This is a genomic window from Nonomuraea sp. NPDC049504, from assembly GCF_040676845.1.
GTDB lineage: Bacteria > Actinomycetota > Actinomycetes > Streptosporangiales > Streptosporangiaceae > Nonomuraea > Nonomuraea salmonea.
In genome coordinates this window covers 337,877-358,505 of sequence record NZ_JBFAPT010000001.1, presented here as the reverse complement: position 1 = coordinate 358,505, position 20,629 = coordinate 337,877, and the positions used below count along the sequence as shown (strand labels likewise).

19 protein-coding genes are annotated in these 20,629 nt (G+C 68.8%); 7 read left to right on the top strand and 12 right to left on the bottom strand.

Going from position 1 to position 20,629, the window contains the following annotated elements; translation table 11 throughout:
• Window positions 1-120: 120 nt before the first annotated feature.
• From AB0K28_RS01595 to AB0K28_RS01580, 4 genes are read right to left on the bottom strand one after another with little or no spacing between them, the layout of a single operon-like run.
• Window positions 121-1,326, bottom strand: a complete 1,206-nt coding sequence (locus tag AB0K28_RS01595) for an ROK family transcriptional regulator (RefSeq protein WP_345387317.1) — start codon at window positions 1,324-1,326, stop codon at window positions 121-123.
• 35 nt (window positions 1,327-1,361) lie between these two features.
• Entirely contained in the window at window positions 1,362-2,624 is a 1,263-nt protein-coding gene (locus AB0K28_RS01590; protein WP_345387319.1) for an ABC transporter permease, read from the bottom strand.
• Window positions 2,621-3,385: an ATP-binding cassette domain-containing protein gene (locus AB0K28_RS01585; protein ID WP_355422023.1), complete on the bottom strand. Its 765-nt coding sequence runs from the start codon at window positions 3,383-3,385 to the stop codon at window positions 2,621-2,623. The genes AB0K28_RS01590 and AB0K28_RS01585 overlap by 4 nt, the downstream gene beginning before the upstream one ends.
• 57 nt (window positions 3,386-3,442) lie before the next feature.
• The gene (locus AB0K28_RS01580; protein WP_364363779.1) at window positions 3,443-4,561 is read right to left on the bottom strand and encodes a substrate-binding domain-containing protein; all 1,119 of its coding nucleotides are present in this window, start codon (window positions 4,559-4,561) and stop codon (window positions 3,443-3,445) included.
• Window positions 4,562-4,854: 293 nt separating this feature from the next.
• Between AB0K28_RS01580 and AB0K28_RS01575 the strand changes: the two genes are divergently transcribed.
• Window positions 4,855-5,898, top strand: coding sequence for a hypothetical protein (locus AB0K28_RS01575; RefSeq protein ID WP_345387323.1), 1,044 nt, complete (start codon window positions 4,855-4,857; stop codon window positions 5,896-5,898).
• Between the two features lie 54 nt (window positions 5,899-5,952).
• Here the strand turns inward: AB0K28_RS01575 and AB0K28_RS01570 are convergent, their stop codons facing one another.
• Window positions 5,953-6,672: a sulfite exporter TauE/SafE family protein gene (locus AB0K28_RS01570; RefSeq protein ID WP_364363776.1), complete on the bottom strand. Its 720-nt coding sequence runs from the start codon at window positions 6,670-6,672 to the stop codon at window positions 5,953-5,955.
• 208 nt (window positions 6,673-6,880) lie between these two features.
• Between AB0K28_RS01570 and AB0K28_RS01565 the strand changes: the two genes are divergently transcribed.
• The 3 genes from AB0K28_RS01565 to AB0K28_RS01555 all read left to right on the top strand — a co-directional run bounded on the left by AB0K28_RS01565 (window position 6,881) and on the right by AB0K28_RS01555 (window position 8,255).
• Window positions 6,881-7,126 carry a hypothetical protein gene (locus AB0K28_RS01565; RefSeq protein ID WP_355422033.1) on the top strand — a complete coding sequence of 82 codons (246 nt, stop codon included), beginning with the start codon at window positions 6,881-6,883 and terminating at the stop codon, window positions 7,124-7,126.
• Window positions 7,098-7,421, top strand: coding sequence for a type II toxin-antitoxin system PemK/MazF family toxin (locus AB0K28_RS01560; protein ID WP_345387327.1), 324 nt, complete (start codon window positions 7,098-7,100; stop codon window positions 7,419-7,421). Before AB0K28_RS01565 ends, AB0K28_RS01560 begins: the two co-directional genes overlap by 29 nt.
• Before the next feature lie 96 nt (window positions 7,422-7,517).
• Entirely contained in the window at window positions 7,518-8,255 is a 738-nt protein-coding gene (locus AB0K28_RS01555) for a neutral zinc metallopeptidase (RefSeq protein ID WP_364363772.1), read from the top strand.
• 474 nt (window positions 8,256-8,729) lie between these two features.
• Here AB0K28_RS01555 and acnA read toward each other — a convergent pair whose 3' ends face one another.
• Window positions 8,730-11,462, bottom strand: coding sequence for an aconitate hydratase AcnA (gene acnA / locus AB0K28_RS01550; protein WP_364363769.1), 2,733 nt, complete (start codon window positions 11,460-11,462; stop codon window positions 8,730-8,732).
• A 143-nt stretch (window positions 11,463-11,605) separates the two neighbouring features.
• Window positions 11,606-12,334: a metal-dependent hydrolase gene (locus AB0K28_RS01545; protein ID WP_364363766.1), complete on the bottom strand. Its 729-nt coding sequence runs from the start codon at window positions 12,332-12,334 to the stop codon at window positions 11,606-11,608.
• 410 nt (window positions 12,335-12,744) lie between these two features.
• Between AB0K28_RS01545 and AB0K28_RS01540 the strand changes: the two genes are divergently transcribed.
• The 3 genes from AB0K28_RS01540 to AB0K28_RS01530 all read left to right on the top strand — a co-directional run bounded on the left by AB0K28_RS01540 (window position 12,745) and on the right by AB0K28_RS01530 (window position 14,823).
• Entirely contained in the window at window positions 12,745-13,488 is a 744-nt protein-coding gene (locus AB0K28_RS01540; RefSeq protein WP_364363763.1) for a PadR family transcriptional regulator, read from the top strand.
• Between the two features lie 4 nt (window positions 13,489-13,492).
• The gene (locus tag AB0K28_RS01535; protein ID WP_345387337.1) at window positions 13,493-14,053 is read left to right on the top strand and encodes a DUF1707 domain-containing protein; all 561 of its coding nucleotides are present in this window, start codon (window positions 13,493-13,495) and stop codon (window positions 14,051-14,053) included.
• Window positions 14,054-14,142: 89 nt separating this feature from the next.
• A complete protein-coding gene (locus AB0K28_RS01530) occupies window positions 14,143-14,823 on the top strand; it encodes a DUF6879 family protein (RefSeq protein WP_364363760.1) in 681 nt (226 codons plus the stop codon).
• Here the strand turns inward: AB0K28_RS01530 and AB0K28_RS01525 are convergent.
• The 5 genes from AB0K28_RS01525 to AB0K28_RS01505 form a co-directional block, all read right to left on the bottom strand.
• Entirely contained in the window at window positions 14,820-15,704 is an 885-nt protein-coding gene (locus AB0K28_RS01525; RefSeq protein ID WP_364363757.1) for an ATP-binding cassette domain-containing protein, read from the bottom strand. The two genes, AB0K28_RS01530 and AB0K28_RS01525, sit on opposite strands and share 4 nt — an antisense overlap.
• Entirely contained in the window at window positions 15,704-16,645 is a 942-nt protein-coding gene (locus tag AB0K28_RS01520) for an ABC transporter ATP-binding protein (protein ID WP_364363754.1), read from the bottom strand. The genes AB0K28_RS01525 and AB0K28_RS01520 overlap by 1 nt, the downstream gene beginning before the upstream one ends.
• Complete coding sequence (locus tag AB0K28_RS01515) at window positions 16,642-17,526, bottom strand: ABC transporter permease (protein WP_364363751.1); 885 nt, start codon at window positions 17,524-17,526, stop codon at window positions 16,642-16,644. The genes AB0K28_RS01520 and AB0K28_RS01515 overlap by 4 nt, the downstream gene beginning before the upstream one ends.
• Window positions 17,523-18,518 carry an ABC transporter permease gene (locus AB0K28_RS01510; protein WP_364363749.1) on the bottom strand — a complete coding sequence of 332 codons (996 nt, stop codon included), beginning with the start codon at window positions 18,516-18,518 and terminating at the stop codon, window positions 17,523-17,525. Before AB0K28_RS01510 ends, AB0K28_RS01515 begins: the two co-directional genes overlap by 4 nt.
• 83 nt (window positions 18,519-18,601) lie before the next feature.
• Window positions 18,602-20,359: an ABC transporter substrate-binding protein gene (locus AB0K28_RS01505; RefSeq protein ID WP_364363746.1), complete on the bottom strand. Its 1,758-nt coding sequence runs from the start codon at window positions 20,357-20,359 to the stop codon at window positions 18,602-18,604.
• Window positions 20,360-20,629: the final 270 nt, after the last annotated feature.

Sequence of the window (20,629 nt, the reverse complement as noted above, 5' to 3'; positions counted from 1 at the left end):
TTGAGGGCGGAGGAAGTGTCGTGCTTTGGCCCTTGGAGAGGGGACGGAGGGTGGGCGGGGCTCGCCGCTTTCGCGCCGTTGTGGTGCTGGTTCTTGGGAGGGCGGGCGTTTCCGTCGCCGTCAGGCGTTGGCGCGGGCCAATACTTCCAAGGGGTCGGAGAGGACGTGGGCGAAGGCCAGTTCGGCGGCGCCGACCAGAGGGGCCGCGTCGCCCAAGGCCGAGGTGCGCAGGCGCAGGCGTTCGCGCTGGTGGGCCATGGCGTGCAGGGCGAGCTGCGAGCGGACCTGGGCGGCGGAGCCGAGGTAGATCTCGCGCAGGACACCACCGAAGATGACCAGCTCGGGGTTGAAGATGTTGACGAGGTTGGCGACGCCGAGCCCGAGCCAGTCGCCGACCCGGCTGAGCGCCTCCTGGGCCACGATGTCGCCACGGTCGGCCGCCTCGACGACCCCGCGCACGGCGTCGCGCCCCTGCCGCCCGTCCGAGACCCGCCCGGCCGACTCCAGCAGGGTGCGCTCCCCCACCTCGGCCTCCAGGCACCCGTGCGACCCGCAGCCGCACGCCCGCCCGCCCGGATTGACCACCATGTGGCCGACCTCGCCGCCGTAGCCGTCGTGCCCGCCGATCAGGTGGCCGCCGGAGATGATGCCGCCCCCGATGCCGACGTCGCCGTGCAGATAGATGAGGTCACGTACGGCGACGCCGACACCGCGGCTGTGCTCGGCGAGCGCGGCCAGGTTGGCGTCGTTGCCCACGCTGACGGGCAGGCCGAGGCCGAGCCGGCGCGCCAGCTCCTCGCCGAACGGCACCTCCTCGGCCTTGAGGTTGGGCCCGAAGCTGACGACGCCGTCGGCCTTGCGCACGCCGCCCGACACGGCGGCCGCGGCGCCGACGCAGACGGTGTCGTCTCTGGTCTTGCGCCGCATCTGGCGGGCGAACCCGGACAGCACCCCGGTCAGCTCGTCGAGCTCGAACCGGTCGCGGTCGCGTACGGCCTCGCGCCGGTCGAGGATGACCCCGCCCAGCCCGACGCGCGCCACGGCGAGCCGGTCGGGGCCGACGTCGAAGGCGAAGACGTAGACCCGCGCCGACTCGGGCCGCACCACGAGCGAGGGCCGCCCGGCCCTGCCGGTCTCGCGCGGCAGCTCCTCGCGTACCAGCCCCGCGGCGGTGAGGTCGGAGGTCAACGCCATGATCGTGCTGCGATTGAGCCCCATCTTCGAGGTCAGCTCGGCCCGCGAGATCGGCCCGCCCAGATGGACATGGCGGAGCAGCGCGCCGAGGTTGTGGCGCCTGATGTCCTCTTGGGAGGGGCCGGCACGCATGGTCTGGGGTTCCTTCAGGGGCTGCGGATCGCTGATCACCTTAAACCAGCGGCAGCCGCCCGCTTGCGCGCCAGAGCGTCGACACCCGCCGCGAGCAGCAGGACCGACCCCGTGACCAGGTATTTGACGCTGGAACCGTACCCCATGAGGCCCATGCCGTTCTCGATCACCGCGACCACCGCGCCGCCCATCACGGCGTCGAGCACCCGGCCCTTGCCGCCGAAGAGGCTGGTGCCGCCGATGACGGCGGCGCCGACCGCGTACAGCAGGACGGAGCTGCCGCCCGTGTTGGGGTCGACGGAGCTGGCTCGGGAGGCGGCCACGATGCCGCCGATGGCGGCCATCGAGGAGCAGATGACGAACGCGCTGATCTTGATCCGGTCGACCGGGATGCCGGCCCGGCGGGCGGCCTCGGTGTTGCCGCCGACCGCGTACAGGTGCCGGCCGAACGAGGTGCGGCGCAGCACCACCGTCCAGACGATCAGCAGCACGAGGATGACCGGCACCACGATCGGCACGCCGGTGAGCGAGACCAGCGCGGGGTTGCGGCTGCGCTCGAGGTTGAGCGCGGCGACCGCGAGCCCGGCGAACAGCGCCAGCAGGCCGACGCGGAAGGCGATCAGCGAGATCGGGTCGGCGGCGAGGCCGCGCTTGGTGCGGTTCCTGGCCCGGCGCAGCTGCACGGCCGCGAAGACCGCCACGCACACCAGGTAGAGCGCCCAGCCGAGCCACGGCGGCAGGTTCTTGTTCGCGATGGCGACGACCACGCTGTCGCGGATGGAGATGTTGGTGCCCTCGTCGACCAGCACCAGGACCAGGCCCTGGAAGGCGAGGAAGGCGGCCAGCGTCACCACGAACGACGGGATGCCGACCTTGGCGACCAGGCTGCCGAGCACGGTGCCGATGATGACGCCGGTGAGGATGGCGGCCAGCATGCAGACGTACCAGGGCAGGCCCGCGTTGGTCAGCGTGACGGCGAGCACGGCCGCGCAGACGCCGCTGGCGAACCCGGCCGACAGGTCGATCTCGCCGAGCAGCAGCACGAACACCAGGCCCATCGCGATGAGCGTGACGGCCGCGCCCTGCGTGAACAGGTTGGCGAAGTTGATCGCGGTGACGAAGGAGGGCCGGGCCACGGCGAAGACCGTGCAGAGCACGACCAGGCCCAGCACGGCGGGCAGCGCGCCCATGTCGCCGCCGCGCACCCGCTGGATGTAGGCGAGGAAGCTGTTCCTGATCGACGGAGTCTGCGCGGCCGCGACGATGGCCTCTCCGGGTAGTTCTTTGACCTTGTTCATGATGTGACCCCGTTCTTGAGGCCCAGATCGCCGCTGCGGCCTGAAGTGATCAGTTCGACGACCTGCGCGTGCGTCACATCGGAGGTCTTGACCTGGGCGGCCATCCTGCCGAGGTAGAGCGCCGCGATCCGGTCGGAGACGGCGAACACGTCGTTCATGTTGTGGGAGATGAGCACGACGGCCAGGCCGGTGTCGGCGAGCCTGCGCACCAGCTCCAGCACCTGCGCGGTCTGGGCCACGCCCAGCGCCGCGGTCGGCTCGTCGAGGATGACGACCTTGCTGTTCCACAGCACGGCCTTGGCGATGGCGACGGTCTGCCGCTGTCCGCCGGACAGGCTGGAGACCTGCTGCCTGATGGACTTGACGGTACGGACGGACAGGCCGCTGAGGGTGCGCTCGGCCAGCTCCTCCATGCTGTCCTCGTCCAGCAGGACGCCGTTCTTGCGCTCACGGCCGAGGAACATGTTCTGGACGATGTCGAGGTTGTCGCACAGGGCGAGGTCCTGGTAGACGATCTCGATGCCCAGTTCGCCCGCGTCGCGCGGGCTGTGCACGTGCACCTCTTTGCCGTCGAAGAGCAGCGTGCCCGCGTCGATGGGGTAGATGCCGCCGATGCACTTGACCAGGGTGGACTTGCCGGCGCCGTTGTCGCCGACGAGCGCTGTGACCTCGCCGGCGTACGCGGCGAACTCGACCTCGTGCAGGACCTTCACCGGGCCGAAGCTCTTGTCGATCCCGCGCACTTCAAGGAGGGGGGTCATGGATCTCCCTAAACGGGGGTACGGCCGCGCTGGTGGCGCGGGCCGTACCCCGCCGCGTTACTGAATGCCTGCCTCGGTGCACTTCTCGGCGAAGTCACCCTTGCACAGTTCCTCCTTGGTGACGTAACCGTCGGCCACGACGTCCTTGACGTTGTCGAAGTAGATGGCCTGCGGCTCCATCAGCTCGGAAGGCACGTCCTGACCGGTCTCCGGGTCCTTGACGCTGCTGGTCGCCGCGGGCTTCTCGCCCTTGGCCAGCGCGACCGCGAGCTTGGCCGCGGCGTCGGCCTCCTTCTTGACGGCCTTGTACACGGTCATGCACTGGTCGCCAGAGAGGATGTTCTGCAGGCCCTGGACGGTGGCGTCCTGGCCGGTCACCGGCACCTTGCCGTTGAGGTTGTTCTTCTTCAGCACGGTGATGGCGGCGTTGCCGAGACCGTCGTTGGCGGCCAGCACCCCGGCGATCTTCGGCTCCTGGGTCAGCATCTGCTCGAAGATCGTCCCGGCCTGGGTGTTGTCCCAGTCGGGCACGGCCTGGTCGGGGCCCTTGACGTACTCGCCCGCGTCGAACTTGGGCTTGAGCACGCCGTCGTAGCCGTCCTTGAACAGGGTCGCGTTGTTGTCGGTCGGCGAGCCGTTCAGATAGGCGACGATGGGCTTGTCGGCCTTCTTGTCGGTCAGGCACTTCACCAGGCCCTCGCCCTGGAGCTGGCCGACCTTGGTGTTGTCGAAGCTGACGTAGTAGGCGGCGCCGCCGCCCAGTGTCAGCCGGTCGTAGTCGATGGTGGCCACGCCCTGGGACTTGGCCTTCTCGATGACGGTCTTGCCGGTGCCGCTGTCCAGGTTGACGATCATCAGGACGGTGGCGCCGTTGGTGATCATCTGGTCGGCGATGGTCTGGAACTGGGTCTTGTCGTTCTGGGCGTTCTGGATGTCGTACTCGACACCCGCGGCCTTGAAAGCCTCTTCCAGATACTTGCGGTCCGCCGTCTCCCACCGGGCGGAGGACTTGCTGTCCGGCAGGATGACGCCGATCTTGCCGGCCTTGGCCGCTTCTGACGCGGTGGCCGATTCAGAGGTCGACGTCGTGGTCTGACCGCTGTCGCCCCCGCAGGCGGTGAGACCGAGGGCGAGCGCTGCTGCCGTGGCGGTCAGGCTGAGGATCCCCTTGCGCATGGTGCAGGGTCCTTTCTTCCGGAGGGGCCCGGATGAATGTTGTTTGCGGCAACGTATTCCGGGACGAACCGGTTGTGAAGGGGGTTGGAGAGGTGGATTTGTTGTTTCGGGTAACAATCCAGAAACGTCACATCAACCTTCCCGACGCTCGCCCGTACCGGGGCGTGAGGCCGTGCGGCACCGGTCACGTGAGGTAGCCGACAGGCCCTGATCACGCCATTTCGGGTCACTCACTGTGTGGTTATTGGTAGGTTTGGGCCGCTTTGAGGAGACTCTCGGAAAGGTGAGTGACGGTGCGGCGGTACGGACGCGTGGCCGGTGGCGTGCTGGCCGGGTGCCTGGTGGCGGGCTGCTCGGGGCTGCCCGGGATGGACCCGGCGGCGTGGCAGGGCGCGGAGACGCCCTCGGCCACTCCCTCCCCCACGACATCTGGCACGCAGAAGACGCCGGAGCCCTCGGCGTCCGCCCCGGCGCTGACGGCGGAGTCGGTGATCAAGGAGTACATCGAGCGCAACAACAAGGCCAACAAGGCGCTCGACGAGAAGCTGCTCGCCACCTACGAGGGCGGGTCGAGCCTGGCCATCGACAAGGCCGGCTACACCTCCCAGCGCAAACTCGGCGGGCGCGACTCCTACACGCCGTTCGAGTACGTCAAGCCGACGTTCGTGGCGCCGGCCTCCAAGCGGTGGTTCCTCGCGACGGCGTACTGGAAGAACAAGAAGAAGTCCGCCAAGACGCCCACCTTCCTGCTGTTCGCCCACGACCAGGGCGCCTGGAAGCAGGTCTACTCCCCCGACGTCTCCGACACGATCGACGCCGACGAGCTGCCGAAGATCCAGACGGACGCCTCCGGCGCGGCCACCGAGGTGGACAGCGCCGACGGCGACGGCCTGCTGATGTCACCGGCCGACTTCGCCAAGAACTACGCCGCCCACATGACCGGCAAGGGCTCGAAGGCCGCCAAGAGCCGGTTCGCCTCCGACCAGTTCACCACCGGCGCGGCCAAGAACCGCATCAAGATGCGGCAGTTCGCCAAGATCACCGAGCACGCGGCGCCGGCGAAGGAGTATCCGTCGTACGCGCTGCGCACGGCCGACGGCGGCGCGCTCGTCTTCACCACGTTCGCGCGGACCAAGGTGTACGACGTGATCCAGAGCCCGAAGCGCTACTACGTCTTCCAGGAGAACAACGGCCTGCTGCCGGACAAGTACTACAAGTTCCTGAAGGTGGGCGACCTGGTGCAGGTGGCCGCGCACATCCCGCCGAAGACCGCCTCGCCCGCGCAGGTCCAGGTGCTCGGCACGTACAGCGGCATCGTGGCCGGCCGCGGCGCGTGACGCCCGGCCGGCGGGCGCGCCCTCAGGCCAGGACCTGACTCTACGGACGCGTCCTCAGGCCAGGACCTGGCTCAGGACGTTCTGCACGATCAGCCCCGCCGCCGAGGCCACCGCCACGACCAGGACGGCCGTCCGCACCTTGCCGCCGTCGAGGTAGCGCCGCAGCGGCCCCGACACCAGGAACCCGAGCAGCATCGGCACGATCAGCGCCCCGCCCACCATCAGCGCCGCGGACGGCAGCTCGTCCACGAGGGCGAGGATGGCCAGCGACTGGACGGCGCTGAGGAAGAAGAACATCGCCAGCGTGGCCCGGATCTGCGGGCCCTTGGCGTGCTGGTAGACCAGCGCGATGGGCGGGCCACCGATGCCGGTCGCGGTGCCGGTGACGCCTGACACGAACCCGGCCGAGGTGATGGTGACCGCGTTGCGCGGCACGCTCAGCGCCCGCGCCGTCAACGCCACCGCGACGAGCACCATGACCGCCACGAAGACGCCACGCATGTATACGGAAACGTAGACAACGATGACTGCGCCGAGCGCACTGCCGGGCAGTCTCCCGAGGACCGCGAACCCGAGCCCGCCCCAGTCCACCCGCCGCCACTCCATGGCCAGCGTGAACAGCGGCAACGTCATGTTGACCACCTGAACGGCGCCCGGCATGAGGTCGGGCGCGAGCAACGTGAGCAGCGGCGCCGCCACCAGCCCCAGCCCGAACCCCACGGCCCCCTGGACGATCGCCCCCACGAATACCGCCAGACCACCAACAATCAGCACCAACGCCACATTCGCCATGCACGCGAGTCAACCACCTTTACTCTCCGTTGCCATAACGGCCCCGAGAGTGACCACAGGAGGTAGTGTTTTCCGCGTACGCCTACGTAAGCTCAGAAGTATGGCCGCGAAGCCGAAAGCCACGAGCATACGTGTCAGCGTGAAGACCAGAGATCGCATCGCTGCTTTGGCGAAGAAGAGAGGTGAACCCATGACCGCGATCATCGACCACGCCATCCGCGAGATGGAGAAAAAAGAACGCTGGCAGCGCGTCGCGGAGCAGATGGAGCAGACCAAGAGAGAAGATCCACAAGCCTGGGCGGACTATGTCGCCGAATCCGAGCTGGTGCAAGGTCCGCGACCGCGCACTTCCCGCATCGCACCCGAGTGGGAAGGGCTCATCACGTTTCCCGAGGAGAGAGATGAGGGTGATTCAGGGCGAGATCTGGCTCGCTAATCTGGGCGACACCGTGGGCCGCGAACCGGCTCACGGGCGCCCGGTGCTGGTGGTCAGCAATGACACGTTCAACGCCAGCACACCGGTCAAGATCGTTGTTCCGCTGACCACGACCGATCGGGGCTGGGACAACCACGTTCCCATCCCGACCGAGGGCACCGGCCTCGACAAGCCCAGCTTCGCCATGATCGAGCATGTGCGCAGCATGTCGCCCCTGAGGTTCACGCGGCGGATCGGGATCGCCCCTGACGAGGTCGTTCACGAGGTCGCCGACTGGATCGGTGACGCGCTCTAGCGGCTCAGGAGATGGGTGATGCCGCCCGGCGAATTAGAGGTTCGCCGGGTGGCGTCACCCACTCTGCCACACCTGCCGCTGCTTTAGGCTGCCGCCGTGCCGTTCTCGTTTCTTGCGCCCGCTGTCGCCGTCCTCGTCGCTGTCACCGGGCCCCAGCCTGCTGCGGCCTTTCCTGCCAAGGGTGGGAAGCTGGCCACGGCGTCCTGTCCTGAGACGGCGCTCTCCGACGGTGGGATTCCGCGGGGGCGGGAGTACCTCGCTACGGTTGTGAAATGTCTGGATAAGTCGTGGCGGGGTTACTTCAAGCGGGCCAAGCTGCGGTTCGGCCCGCCTGACGTTCGCTACGTCGACGATTCCCACGACACCCAGTGCGGGGTGCCCCTCGACGGTGTCGACGCGCTCTACTGTCACCCCACCCGCACGATCGTCTTCACTCTGACGGGGCGCTGGATCGAGGGGCGTACCGACCTCTATCCCTTCAAGGTCGCCGCCCACGAGTACGCCCACCACCTGCAGACCCTCACCGGTGTGCGCCGCGCCTACGAGGCCCGGCATCGCGCCGAGCCTCGCCGCAGGGCCGAGTTGCGGCGGAGGTTCGAGTTGCAGGCCGACTGCCTGGCCGGGGTGTTCATGGGCAGCGTGTACGGCTCCCTCGCGCGTACCGGCAAGGACTGGGCGGCCCTCAAGGACGCCGTACGGGCGAGCGGTGACGAGGACGGGCACTCCAGCCACGGAAAGGGCGCCACCCGCGTGAGCTGGCTGGAGCGCGGCCGGCGCACCCTCACCCCCTCCGCCTGCGACACCTGGTCGGCCAAGGCGAGCAAGGTGACCTGAGCCCACGCAGGAAAGGCGACTGTCCTCGGGGGCTGTCCCTTAGGAAAGCCCTTGAGGACTGTCCCGTAGGAGAGGACGACAACCGCCCGGCGGGGGCCGTCCCCCCAAGAAGGCAAGAGCCGCCCGGCGGGGGTTGTCCCGCGGGGCGGCTCTTGAGGTGTTCGGGTGGTTCCCCCGATGCGGGCGCGTGAGGATCGCGCCCAACCCCCGGCACGACGGCCAAGGGCCCCCGCCCCCCGTCCCGGCTCATGACCGGGACGGGAACACGGGAAGCTGTCACATCCGGACGAGGCAGCGCCCCACCCGGCGTCACCACCGAGCGAAGCCGCGCCTCGCCCGTCATCTCCACCGAGCGAAGCCAAGCCTCGCCCGGCGTCACCACCGGACGAAGCCCCGCCTCCCCCAGCGTCACCGCAGAGCGAGGCGGTGCCTCTCCTGGGCCTCTCGTGGGCCTCTCGTGGGCCTCTCCTGGCGTTACTTGGCGAGCAGGGAGCGCAGGACGTACTGCATGATGCCGCCGTGCCGGTAGTAGTCGGCCTCGCCCGGCGTGTCGATGCGGACGACCGCGTCGAACTCGACGTCGCCGGCCTTGACGTGCACCGTCTGCGGGATGCCGCCCTTGTTGAGTTCCTCGACGCCGGTGATGTCGAACGTCTCCTCGCCGGTCAGCCCCAGCGAGGCGGCCGAGGCGCCCTCGGGGAACTGCAGCGGCAGCACGCCCATGCCGATGAGGTTGGAGCGGTGGATGCGCTCGTAGGACTCGGCGATGACGGCGCGCACGCCGAGCAGCGCGGTGCCCTTGGCCGCCCAGTCGCGCGAGGAGCCGGAGCCGTATTCCTTGCCGGCCAGGACGACCAGCGGGGTGCCGGCGGCGGCGTAGTTGACGGAGGCGTCGTAGATGAACGACACGGGCCCGTCGGACTGGGTGAAGTCGCGGGTGTAGCCGCCCTCGGTGCCCGGCGCGATCTGGTTGCGCAGGCGGATGTTGGCGAACGTGCCGCGGATCATCACCTCGTGGTTGCCGCGCCGCGAGCCGTAGGAGTTGAAGTCCTTGACCTCGACGCCGTTGGCCTGCAGGTATTGCGCGGCGGGCGTGCCGACCTTGATGGAGCCGGCCGGCGAGATGTGGTCGGTGGTGACGGAGTCGCCGACCTTGACCAGCACCCGGGCGCCGTGGATGTCGGTGACGGGCTGCGGCTTCTCCGGCATGCCGTCGAAGTAGGGGGCCTTGCGGACATAGGTGGAGTCGGCGTCCCACTCGAACGTGTCACCGGTCGGGATGGGCAGCGAGCGCCAGTGGTCGTCGCCCTTGAAGACGTCGGCGTAGTCGCGCTCGAACATGTCGCGGCCGATGGAGGAGTTGACCACGGCGGCGATCTCCTCCGGCGCCGGCCAGATGTCGCGCAGGTAGACGGGCTCGCCGTCGCTGCCGACGCCGAGCGGCTCGGTGTCGAGGTCGATGTCCATCGTGCCGGCCAGCGCGTACGCCACGACGAGCGGCGGCGAGGCCAGGTAGTTCATCTTGACGTCGGGGTTGATGCGGCCCTCGAAGTTGCGGTTGCCCGACAGCACGGCGGTGACGGCCAGGTCGTTGGCCTGGATGGCCTCGCTGATCTCGGGAAGCAGCGGCCCGGAGTTGCCGATGCAGGTGGTGCAGCCGTAGCCGACGAGGTGGAAGCCGATCTTGTCGAGGTAGGGCTGCAGGCCCGAGCGCTCGAAGTAGCCGGTGACGACCTGCGAGCCGGGCGCGAGCGACGTCTTGACCCAGGGCTTGCGGTTGAGGCCCTTGTCGACGGCGTTGCGGGCGAGCAGGGCCGCGCCGAGCATGACGTACGGGTTGGAGGTGTTGGTGCACGAGGTGATCGCGGCGATGGAGACGATGCCGTGGTCGATCTCGAACGTCGTGCCGTCGGCCAGGGTGACGGGCACCGGGTGGTGCGGCCGGCGGCCGCCGTTGGCGGTGGCGTTGGAGGCGGGCGAGTCGGAGGCCGGGAAGCTCTCCTCGACGGCCTCGTCCACGCCGTCGCTGACGTAGTTCTGGACGTCGTGGCGCCAGGTCTCCTTGGCCGCCGACAGCACGATGCGGTCCTGCGGGCGCTTGGGGCCGGCGATGGACGGCACGACGGTGGCCAGGTCGAGCTCGATGTACTCGGAGAAGACCGGCTCGGGCGCCGACGGGTCGAGCCAGAGGCCCTGGGCCTTGGCGTACGTCTCGACGAGCGCGATCTGCTCCTCGGAGCGGCCGGTCAGGCGCAGGTAGTCGACGGTCTGGCCGTCGATCGGGAAGATGGCGCAGGTGGAGCCGAACTCAGGGCTCATGTTGCCGATGGTGGCGCGGTCGGCCAGCGGCACCGAGGAGACGCCCTCGCCGTAGAACTCGACGAACTTGCCGACGACGCCGTGCTTGCGCAGGATCTCGGTGATCGTCAGCACGAGGTCGGTGGCGGTGGCGCCGGCCGGCAGCTTGCCGCTGAGCTTGAAGCCCACGACGCGCGGGATGAGCATGGAGATCGGCTGGCCGAGCATGGCGGCCTCGGCCTCGATGCCGCCGACGCCCCAGCCGAGCACGCCGATGCCGTTCTCCATCGTGGTGTGGGAGTCGGTGCCGACGCAGGTGTCGGGGTAGGCCTTGCCGTCGCGGGTCATGACGACGCGCGCGAGGTGCTCGATGTTGACCTGGTGGACGATGCCGGTGCCGGGCGGCACGACCTTGAACTCGTCGAAGGCGGTCTGGCCCCAGCGCAGGAACTGGTAGCGCTCACGGTTGCGCTCGTACTCGCGCTCGACGTTGCGCTGGAAGGCGTCGGGGTGACCGAAGTAGTCGACGATCACGGAGTGGTCGATGACCATCTCGGCGGGCGCGAGCGGGTTGATGCGCGCGGGGTCGCCGCCGAGGTCGCGTACGGCCTCGCGCATGGTGGCCAGGTCGACCACGCAGGGCACGCCGGTGAAGTCCTGCATGATGACGCGCGCGGGCGTGAACTGGATCTCCACGCTCGGCGCCGCGGTCGGGTCCCACTCGCCCAGCGCACGGATGTGGTCGGCGGTGATGTTGGCGCCGTCCTCGGTGCGGAGGAGGTTCTCCAGCAGGATCTTCAGGCTGTACGGGAGACGTGCGGCGCCCTCGACGGCATCCAGCCGGAAGATCTCATACGACGCGTCACCGACGCGGAGCGTGTCACGGCTGCCGAAGCTGTTCGCGGACACGATGATTCGCCTCCTCCATAGACAGGTGTTCAGACAGAATCCTGCCGCACTGCGGAACCGGACGGCACCTTAGGTGTGCCTAACTCGCAGGCCGCGGCGGATGTCTCGATATCAAGATATCCACAGAGTATCTCGACATCAAGTTAAACGGGCGCCAGTCGCCAGAACAGCAGGCCGACGATGGCCACCGACAGGATCGGCGCCAGGATCTTCTGCTCGAACTTCCTGCCCGTCTTGATGCCGATCTTCCACGGCAGCACGAACTTCGCCCCCAGCGGCCAGAGCACCGGGCAGCCCCGCTCGGTCATGCAGTCGCCCACCACGTGGATGAAGCAGCCGACGCCGACCGCGAGACCGAGCCAGGCGTAGCCCACGTCGAGGGAGAGGAAGACCGCGTACAGGCCGGCGGTCATGCCGATGTTGATCATCGCGGAGCCGAGCTTGTTGCCCGGGATGCCGACGCCGATGGCCCGTAGCGAGAGCCCGATGAGCAGCACGACCATGATGTCGCGCCCGATCGGATACGTGCCGGCCAGCCAGTGCGCCCCGAACCCGAGCGCCACCGCGAACAGCAGCGAGTGGGTGGCCCCCCGATGGCCGCCGCTGATCCAGGAGACGAACTTGGCGAGCGCCCACGTGATCGGCCCGAATGTCTGCGCGATGGTCGCGCTGGGATGGTCGAGGTCGGGCAGCATGGCCGCGCCCGCGCAGATGATCGCGCCGGCGATGAGCTCGGCCGGGCTGAGCGCGGTGGCCATGATGCCGGTCTCGACGAACCGGGAGGACTCGTTCAGCAGCGGGAGTGCGGCGAGCGGCGGCGCCAGCCCCAGCCAGGCGATGGCCCCCGTCATCGCATGCGTGTGCCCCATCATGATCGGGACTGTACGGCAAAGAGCCCGTTTACGCGCTTGTCCATGCCGTGCAGGAAGAAGAGCGCGCCCAGATCGCGGCGGGCAAAGCGTCAGTAAAGCGCTCCGAACCGGTCGTGAGCCGCGCCCGTATCCCTTCCCGGAGACATTGGCATCTTCTCCAGAAGGTCGAGGACCCACTCGGAAAGGCCCGCAAACGCAGACGAGGTCGTCTCCGCGGCGACAGCACCCCCCAGCCCTGCCGACGCGGAACGACCTCGTCTGCTGTGTTCAACGACGCCTCCCCGGATCCTGTTCCCGGCATTCCGCAACTTTTTCGTGATCTGGCTCACTCCTGTCCGTGACTTGTCTTTCGACATGTTTCCGATATATCGTTGACGCATCGAGAGTGAATCACGATATAGGAGGACAACATGACGCACCACATCACCGCAGGCGGGCCCTGGACCGGGGCGCACGACTACAAGCGCGCGGCCCGCGAGGCGTTCCAGGCCATGGCCGACGCCTTCGAGCAGTTCGGCGGCCGCAGGGGCGGCCCGCACCGTGGGGGTCATCACCACGGCGGCCACCACGGCGGCCCGCACGAGCACCGCGGCAGGGGCCGCGGACCCGGCGGACCGTTCCCGTTCGACTTCGGGCGCGGCCCTTGGGGCCCCGGCCCGTGGGGCGGGCGCGGCGGCTGGGGCGGCCGCAGCCGCAAGGCCAAGCGCGGCGACGTGCGCGCCGCGATCCTCGCCCTGCTCGCCGAGGAGCCGCGTAACGGCTACCAGATCATCCAGGAGATCGCCGAACGCAGCGAGGGCGGCTGGAAGCCCAGCCCCGGCGCCGTCTACCCGGCGCTGCAGCAGCTCACCGACGAGGGCCTGGTGATCTCGGAGGAGAACGAGGGCCGCAAGACCTTCAAGCTCACCCAGGAGGGCCGCGACTACATCGAGGCGCACGCCGACGAGGTCCGCGCGCCGTGGGACGACATGCGTCCCGACATCGATGACAACACCGCCGATCTCTGGCATATCGCCCGACAGTCGGCATTCGCCATGATGCAGGTTCTTCAGACCGGAAACGACGCACAAATCCGCGAAGCGCGTAAGACTTTGGTGGAGACCCGGCGCAAGCTCTACCAGATCCTGGCCGACGGCGACCCGGGCGAGGAGTGAGACGATGCCCGTTGCCGCACCGGGCAGCCGGTACGGAGAGAGCGAGGACACCGCCATGGACCACCCCGATCTCCGCATCGGCGACGCCGAACGCGAGCAGACCATGGCCGCCCTGCGTGAGCACTTCGCGCAGGGCCGCCTCACCCACGAGGAGCTCGACGAGCGCCTCGACCGCACGCTGGCCGCCAAGACCGCCCGTGACCTGGCCCAGGTGACGGCCGACCTGCCCGGCCCGCGCCCCGCCTACCAGGAGCCGCCCGCGAGCCCGTACGACATGGGCGACTGGCGCGCGGCCATGCACGCCCACCGGCAGCAGATGCAGGCCGTGCGGCACGCCCAGCGGGAGATGCGCCACCAGATGCGCCACCAGATGCGCGGCCAGGGCTGGCACGGCCACATGCGGCGCCACCACCGCGGGCCCCACCCGCTGGTGCCGATCCTCACCGTGTTCCTGGTGCTCAGCCTGATCTTCGGCGGCTTCGGCATCTTCAAGGTGCTGTTCGTGATCTGGGCGGCCGCGCTGGTCTTCAGCCTGGTGCACCGGCGCTTCCACCGCCGCCGCTGAGCGGGCCCGCCCGGCGCGTTTTGGGCCTTGACCGGCCCTGAGGCGCACCTGATGATCTGGGCGGGCCGCACAGCGAAGGGGAAAGCCGCATGACCGAGCAGGGCACTCCCGACCGCCGCACGAACCCGTTCACCGCCGTTCCCGGCGCGGACGGCCTCGTCCTGGACGTGCCGGCGTACCAGGCCGGGTTCGACCGCGACCACGAGGGGTGCACGGAGCCCATGTGGAAGCTGGAGCGGGCGCAGACCTTCTACGAGCCCGACGTGGCGAGCTGGCGGGCCATGATGAACGGCGATTGGGAACGTTCCCTGGCCCTGCTCGCCCGCATCGCGGAGCCGCTGGCCGACTACTTCAGCCGCCGCCAGCCGGTCAGGCGGGTGCGGGTGGTCGAGCTGCCCGTGACGCCGTACCTGCAGTGGGAGCTGCACGTGCTGGCGGTGCGCGCCGCGGCGGGCTCGCCCTGCCGGGTGGTGCGGGCCGGCCGCGTGGCGGCCCTCGACCCGCTGCCGGAGCTGGTGATCTTCTCTCCGTCCCTGATGTACGAGGTGCTGTACGACGAGTACGGCGGGGGCAGGGGCGGCCGGCGGATCACCGACCCCGGCGTCGTCGGGCCCTGCCTGCGGGCCGTGCGGGAGCTGTTCGCGGCGGGCGAGGACGTGCGCGACTTCCACGAGCGGGAGATCGTGCCGCTGCCCCCGCCCGCCGTCACCGACGAGATGCGGGCCGCGCTGCCCGCCTACGCCCACCGCACGGAGGAGTTCCGCGTCTAGCCGCCGGGGCAGGACGCGAGTCCCGCGCAGGACACGAAGTGGCCGGGCGTGACCTCCAGCAGGCCGCCCGTGCCGCCGCCCTCGTGGTAGGCGCACGTCTCGACCGGCACCGCGTCGTCCCACGCCTCGTGCAGCCGCGGCACGGCCGACAGCAGCTCCCGCGTGTACGGGTGCAGCGGCCCGCCGAACACGTCGTCGGTCGGGCCCATCTCGGCCACCCTGCCCTGGCGCAGCACCACCGTCCGCTCGGCCAGGTAGGTGCCGAGCGACAGGTCGTGCGTGATGTAGAGCACGCCGAGCCCCCTGGTCTTGAGCTCGGCCAGCAGGTTGAGCACGTCGATGCGGGTGGAGGCGTCGAGCATGCTGGTGATCTCGTCGGCGACCAGCAGCTTGATGTCGAGCAGCAGCGCACGGGCGATGAGCAGCCGCTGGAGCTGCCCGCCGCTCAGCTGATGGGGGTATCTCCCGAGCACCTGGCCGGGGTTGAGCCGCACGTCGCGCAGCGACGTCTCGACCCGCTCGCCCCACTCGGCGGCCGGCACGCCCGGATAGTACGCCTCCTTGATCATCGCGAACACCCGGTCCGCCTTGAACACCGGGTTGAACGAGCTGAACGGGTCCTGGAAGATGCCCTGGACGTGCCGGTAGTACTCCTTGCCCGCCCGCACCGGCAGCCCGTCGAAGGTGATGGAGCCGCTCGTGGCGGAGTTGAGGCCGAGGATCATCCGGCCGATCGTGCTCTTGCCGCTGCCGCTCTCCCCGATCAGGGAGACGACCTCGCCCGGCACGACGTCGAAGCTCACGCCCTTGACGGCGGCGACGCTCTTGCCGCCGAAGGCGCCGATCCTGAATTCCTTGGTGACCTCGCGCAGTGTCAGCATCAGGCCTTCCAGCAGGCTACGTGGTGGTCGGGAGCCGGCTCCGCCACCGGCGGGTCCTCGGCGCACTCCTCGCCCGCGATCGGGCAGCGGTCGCGGAAGCGGCAGCCGGTGGGCGGGTTCAGCAGCGACGGCGGAGCTCCGGCGATGCCCTCCAGCCTGCGGTCGGCGTAGCGCACGCCGACCTCGGGCAGGGAGTCGAGCAGCAGCCGCGTGTACGGGTGCCGCGGCGCCTTGACGATCACGTCGGCGGGGGCCTTCTCGGCGAGGCGGCCGGCGTACATGACCATGATCGTGTCGGCGAGGTGGTGGGTGAGCGCGAGGTCGTGCGTGACGAAGATCATGCTCTTGACGTAGCCGCTCTCCCTGAAGCCGAGCAGTGCCCGGGCCACGGCCTTCTGCGTGGAGACGTCGAGCGCGGAGGTGACCTCGTCGGCGATCAGCAGGGACGGGTCGAGCAGCGTCGAGATGACCATGACCATGCGCTGCTTCATGCCGCCCGACAGCTCGATCGGGTAGCGGTCGAGCACCTCGCGGGGCAGCCCTACCTGGTCCATGCGGCGTTCCAGCTCGGGCAGGTCGAGGGTGGCGCCGCGGGAGGCGAGCAGCTCGGTGACCATCTTGCGGATCTTGCGGGTGGGGTTGAGCGCGCTCATGGCGTACTGCGGGATGAGGGAGACCTCGTGGAAGCGGAACGCGTTCATGGCGCGGTCGTCGTCGATGGGCAGCTCCTGGCCGTCGAGCACGACCGCGCCGCCGACGCGGCGCATGCGGCCGTCCATGCGGATGAGCGACTTGCCCAGCGTGCTCTTGCCGCAGCCCGACTCGCCGACCAGGCCGAGTATCTCGCCGTCGCGCAGCTCGAAGGACATGCCGTCGAGGGCCCGCACGTCGCCCCTGAGCGTCCTGTAGTACACCTTCAGCTCGCTGACCTGCAGGCTCATGTCTCCCTCAGTTTCGGGTTGAAGACCTCGTCGAGGCCGACGTTGGCCACGTACAGGGCGCCGACGATGGCGGTGATGGCCGCTCCCGGCGGCACGAACCACCACCACATGCCGAGTTGCAGCGCGCTCCACTGGTGGGCGTTCTGCAGCATCAGGCCGAGCGAGACGCCCTCTGTGGGGCCGAGCCCGATGAAGTCGAGCGAGGAGCCGATCAGCACCGAGCCGCCGAACAGCAGGATGAACGTCATGAACAGGTAGGAGCTCATGTTCGGCGCGATCTCCCTGGCGATGATCCGCCAGGTGCCCGCGCCGCTCATCCTGGCCAGGTCCACGAACTCCCTGGTACGCAGCGAGAACGTCTGCGCCCTGATCGCCCGCGCCGCCCACGGCCACTGCGTCAGCCCGATGAACAGGCCCTGCACGGCCACGCTGCGGATGCCCAGGTAGGCGTTGATGATGAGCAGCACGGCGAGGGTGGGGATGACCAGCACGACGTTGGTCAGCATGTTGAGCACCTCGTCCACGATGCCGCCGCGGTAGCCGGCCACGAACCCGATGGCCATGCCGATGACCGCGGCGATGCCGCCGCCGATCACCCCTACCACGAAGGTGGCCCGCAGCCCGTGCACGAACTGCAGGAACACGTCCTGGCCGAAGGTGGTGGTGCCGAGCCAGTGCGCGCCGCCGGGCGGGCTCATCGGCTGCGGGCCGTAGTCGTTGGGGTTGCCGCTCACCAGCAGCGGCCCGAACAGGCCGAGCAGGAGCAGCACGACCACGATGCCGAAGCCGACCATGAGCTTGGCGTTGCGCACCGCGAAGTGCAGCGCCTCGCGCCGCACGCCGGCCGGCTCGTGCGGCGCGACGTCCTGGATCACGCTCATGCCTGGGCACCCGCCATTCCCGCCCTGGTCCGCGGGTCGACCACGACGTAGACGATGTCGATGATGAAGTTGGCGATCAGCACGCCGAGCACGATGAACAGGAACGTGCCCTGCAGCAGGAAGAAGTCCTTGTTCTGGATGGCCTTGAGAATGAGGCTGCCGAGGCCCGGATAGGCGAAGACGATCTCGGTGACCAGCGCGCCCGCCACCAGCACGCCCAGTTGCAGGGCCAGGCCGGTGATCTGGGGCAGCACCGCGTTGCGGAAGGCGTATCGGCGGATGAGCCTGCTGGGGGCGCCGAGCGCCGACAGGTAGTTGGAGTAGTCCGACTCCAGCTCGTAGATGATCATGTTCCGCATGCCGATGGCCCAGCCGCCGAGCGCCACCAGGAACAGTGACAGGAACGGCAGCGTCCAGTGGTGCAGCAGGTCGAGCACGAACGTCCAGGACCAGGTGGGCCGCAGCGAGAAGCTGTAGCCGCCGGCCACCGGGAACCAGCCGAGCAGCACGCCGAACGCCCAGGCCAGCAGCACGGCCAGCCACATGTACGGCATCGCGGTCAGCACGTAACCGACGGGGAGCACGGTGTTGTCGAGGAGCTTGCGGCGGGCGGCGTACGCGCCGAACTGGTTGCCCACCACCCAGCTGAGCAGCACGGAGGGGACGATCAGCGCCAGCGTGTACGGCACCGCCTGGGTGATCACGTCGGCGACCGGGGTCGGGAAGAGCCAGATGCTGACCCCGAAGTCCCCGCGCAGCAACGCGCCCCAGAAGTTGAGGTACTGCTGCCAGAGTGGCTGGTCGAGCCCGAACAGGCCGGTGTAGTACGCCCGCATGGCCTCGACGGCCTCGGGCTTGGTGACGTTGGCCCGCGCGACCATGCTGGCGACCGGGTCGCCCGGCATGAAGCGCGGGATCATCCAGTTGACCGTGACGGCGACGAAGAAGGTCAGTCCGTAGATGAGCAGTTTCCTGCTGAAGTAACGACGCACAGGTTTGTGTCTCCAGAGCGGCCCCTCCGCCTCCCTGGGAGGTGCGGAGGCGGAGGAGCGGGGGCGTTCGTCCGGTCAGGTGGTCACGAGCCCGCGGGCTGGAGCTGGGTGAGCGTCTCGAAGCCGCCGAGTTCGAGCCAGTTGCGCCACATCACGGCGCCGGTCTTGGGCGCGCTGCCCTGCGACGACGGCCAGTTCTTCCACACGCTGGTGCTGGACTGCGCCCACAGGCCGTTGTACCAGAGCGGGATGACCGGCATGTCGGTCAGATGGATCTCCTGGAGCTGGGAGGTGATCTTCTGCATGCCGGCGACGTCGTCGGTCTTGACCTGGTCGAGCTGCTGGACGAGGTCCCAGGCCTTCTTGTTCTCGTAGCGGGCGAAGTTGACGGTGTTCTGCTGCTTCTGGACCGGCAGCTGGAACAGGTACTCGTAGTAGGTGTAGGGGCTGTTGGACAGCTGCCGCTCGTTGTTGATCAGCAGGTCGAAGTCGCCCTTGGCGCGCTGCTCGACCAGCGCGTTGAAGTCGGGGAACTCCGGCGTGATCTGAATGCCCGCGCTCTTGGCGCTGGCGGCGATCGACCTGGCCGCCTCCATCCAGTCGGTCCAGCCGGACGGCACGATGATGGTCAGGCTGATCTTGGAGCCGTCCTTGTTCTCGACGTACCCGTCGCCGTCGCCGTCCTTGTAGCCGGCGTCGGCGAGCATCTGCTTGGCCTTGCCCGCGTCGAAGGTGAAGCCCGACTTCGCCACCACGTCCTGGTCGACGAACGCCTCCCACTGCGGCAGCAGGCCGGTGGGGCTGGCGGCCTTGACGAGGTTGCCGTAGACGCCCTCGACGATCTTCTTGACGTCGACGGAGGTGGCTAGCGCCTTGCGGAAGGCGGGGTCGTCCATCGGCTTCCTGGTGGTGTTGGGCACCAGCCACGCGGTGTTGGCCGACAGCATGTACGGCGGCTCGTTGTAGTAAGTGGTCAGCCCGAAGTTGCCCTTGACCAGGTTGGCCACGCCGGGCAGGAAGTTGTTGCTGAGGTCGAGCCCCTGCTGCAGCAGCATGCCCATCGCGACCTCGTTGCTGGGGGTGGCGATGTCCACGATGTAGCGCGGCTTGGGCTCCATGTTGAGCACCGACTTGCCCCACCAGTCGTCGCGCCGCTGCAGCACCACGCGGTCCTGGTCCCTGCTCATGAACGTGTACGCGCCCGTGCCGACCGGGTTCTCGTTGACCCCGTCGAGCACCTCCTCCTCAGAGCGGTCCTTCCACAGGTGCTCGGGGACCATGGACCGGCTGTAGAGCATGTAGTCCCACTGCTGGTAGTTGGCCTTGGAGAAGGTGAACTTCACGGTCTGGTCGTCCACCGCCTCGGCCGACTCCAGCCAGTCCCACAGCTGGTGGTAGGGGATGGTCTCCATCTTGCCGAGCTCGAAGGAGAAGGCGACGTCCTTGGCGGTGAACGGCTGCCCGTCGGACCACTTGATCCCTTGCCTGATCTTGAGCTCGTAGGTGCTGTCGTCGGTCCAGGAGCCGCTCTCGGCCAGCCAGGGGGTGAGCTTGGCGGCGTTGGTGTCGTAGTGGAAGAGGGTCTCGTAGACCAGGCCCTTGGTGCCGACCGCGGAGTCCCACTCCCTGATCGGGTTGTAGTTGCCCGGAGGCCCCCACTGCGTGCCCGTGGTGTACAGGGTCTCGTTGCGCGGGAGCTGGTCGGGGTTGGCGCTGGCCGCCGCGCCCTGGCTCTGCGGCGCGGAGGCCGAGGGGGCGGGCGTGCCTCCGCCTCCGGTGCAGGCCGCGGCGAGCAGACCCGCGGCTAGAAGCGGGATCATCATCCGAGCCCGGTTACGCATCGTCTCTCTCCTTACTCCGCGCGGCGGCGCGGAGGTACGCACGTCCTGTCAGAGACCCCGAGTCGCCCGTCAGGAGACGCTGTCTGGGAGCGCTCCCAATACGGGTGCGAATATCGCCCCCGTCCAGGAGCCCGGGGGCGATGCGCTCTTCAGTAGAAGCGGCCCCGCAAAAGGGCTGCTGAACCGGATAAGTACCGCGAACGTAAATTCCGCGTGTCCGTGCCGTCAAGAGGCGTGACGGTTTCGAGATGTGGGTGTGGAAACGCTTTC

Coding starts and splice junctions, on each gene's coding strand:
- AB0K28_RS01525 (WP_364363757.1), bottom strand. CDS start 15,704: ATGCTGACACTGCGCGAGGTCACCAAGGAATTCAGGATCGGCGCCTTC.
- AB0K28_RS01595 (WP_345387317.1), bottom strand. CDS start 1,326: ATGCGTGCCGGCCCCTCCCAAGAGGACATCAGGCGCCACAACCTCGGC.
- AB0K28_RS01535 (WP_345387337.1), top strand. CDS start 13,493: ATGCCCGTTGCCGCACCGGGCAGCCGGTACGGAGAGAGCGAGGACACC.
- AB0K28_RS01565 (WP_355422033.1), top strand. CDS start 6,881: ATGACCGCGATCATCGACCACGCCATCCGCGAGATGGAGAAAAAAGAA.
- AB0K28_RS01590 (WP_345387319.1), bottom strand. CDS start 2,624: ATGAACAAGGTCAAAGAACTACCCGGAGAGGCCATCGTCGCGGCCGCG.
- AB0K28_RS01540 (WP_364363763.1), top strand. CDS start 12,745: ATGACGCACCACATCACCGCAGGCGGGCCCTGGACCGGGGCGCACGAC.
- AB0K28_RS01520 (WP_364363754.1), bottom strand. CDS start 16,645: ATGAGCCTGCAGGTCAGCGAGCTGAAGGTGTACTACAGGACGCTCAGG.
- AB0K28_RS01505 (WP_364363746.1), bottom strand. CDS start 20,359: ATGCGTAACCGGGCTCGGATGATGATCCCGCTTCTAGCCGCGGGTCTG.
- AB0K28_RS01530 (WP_364363760.1), top strand. CDS start 14,143: ATGACCGAGCAGGGCACTCCCGACCGCCGCACGAACCCGTTCACCGCC.
- AB0K28_RS01545 (WP_364363766.1), bottom strand. CDS start 12,334: ATGATGGGGCACACGCATGCGATGACGGGGGCCATCGCCTGGCTGGGG.
- AB0K28_RS01585 (WP_355422023.1), bottom strand. CDS start 3,385: ATGACCCCCCTCCTTGAAGTGCGCGGGATCGACAAGAGCTTCGGCCCG.
- AB0K28_RS01580 (WP_364363779.1), bottom strand. CDS start 4,561: ATGCGCAAGGGGATCCTCAGCCTGACCGCCACGGCAGCAGCGCTCGCC.
- AB0K28_RS01515 (WP_364363751.1), bottom strand. CDS start 17,526: ATGAGCGTGATCCAGGACGTCGCGCCGCACGAGCCGGCCGGCGTGCGG.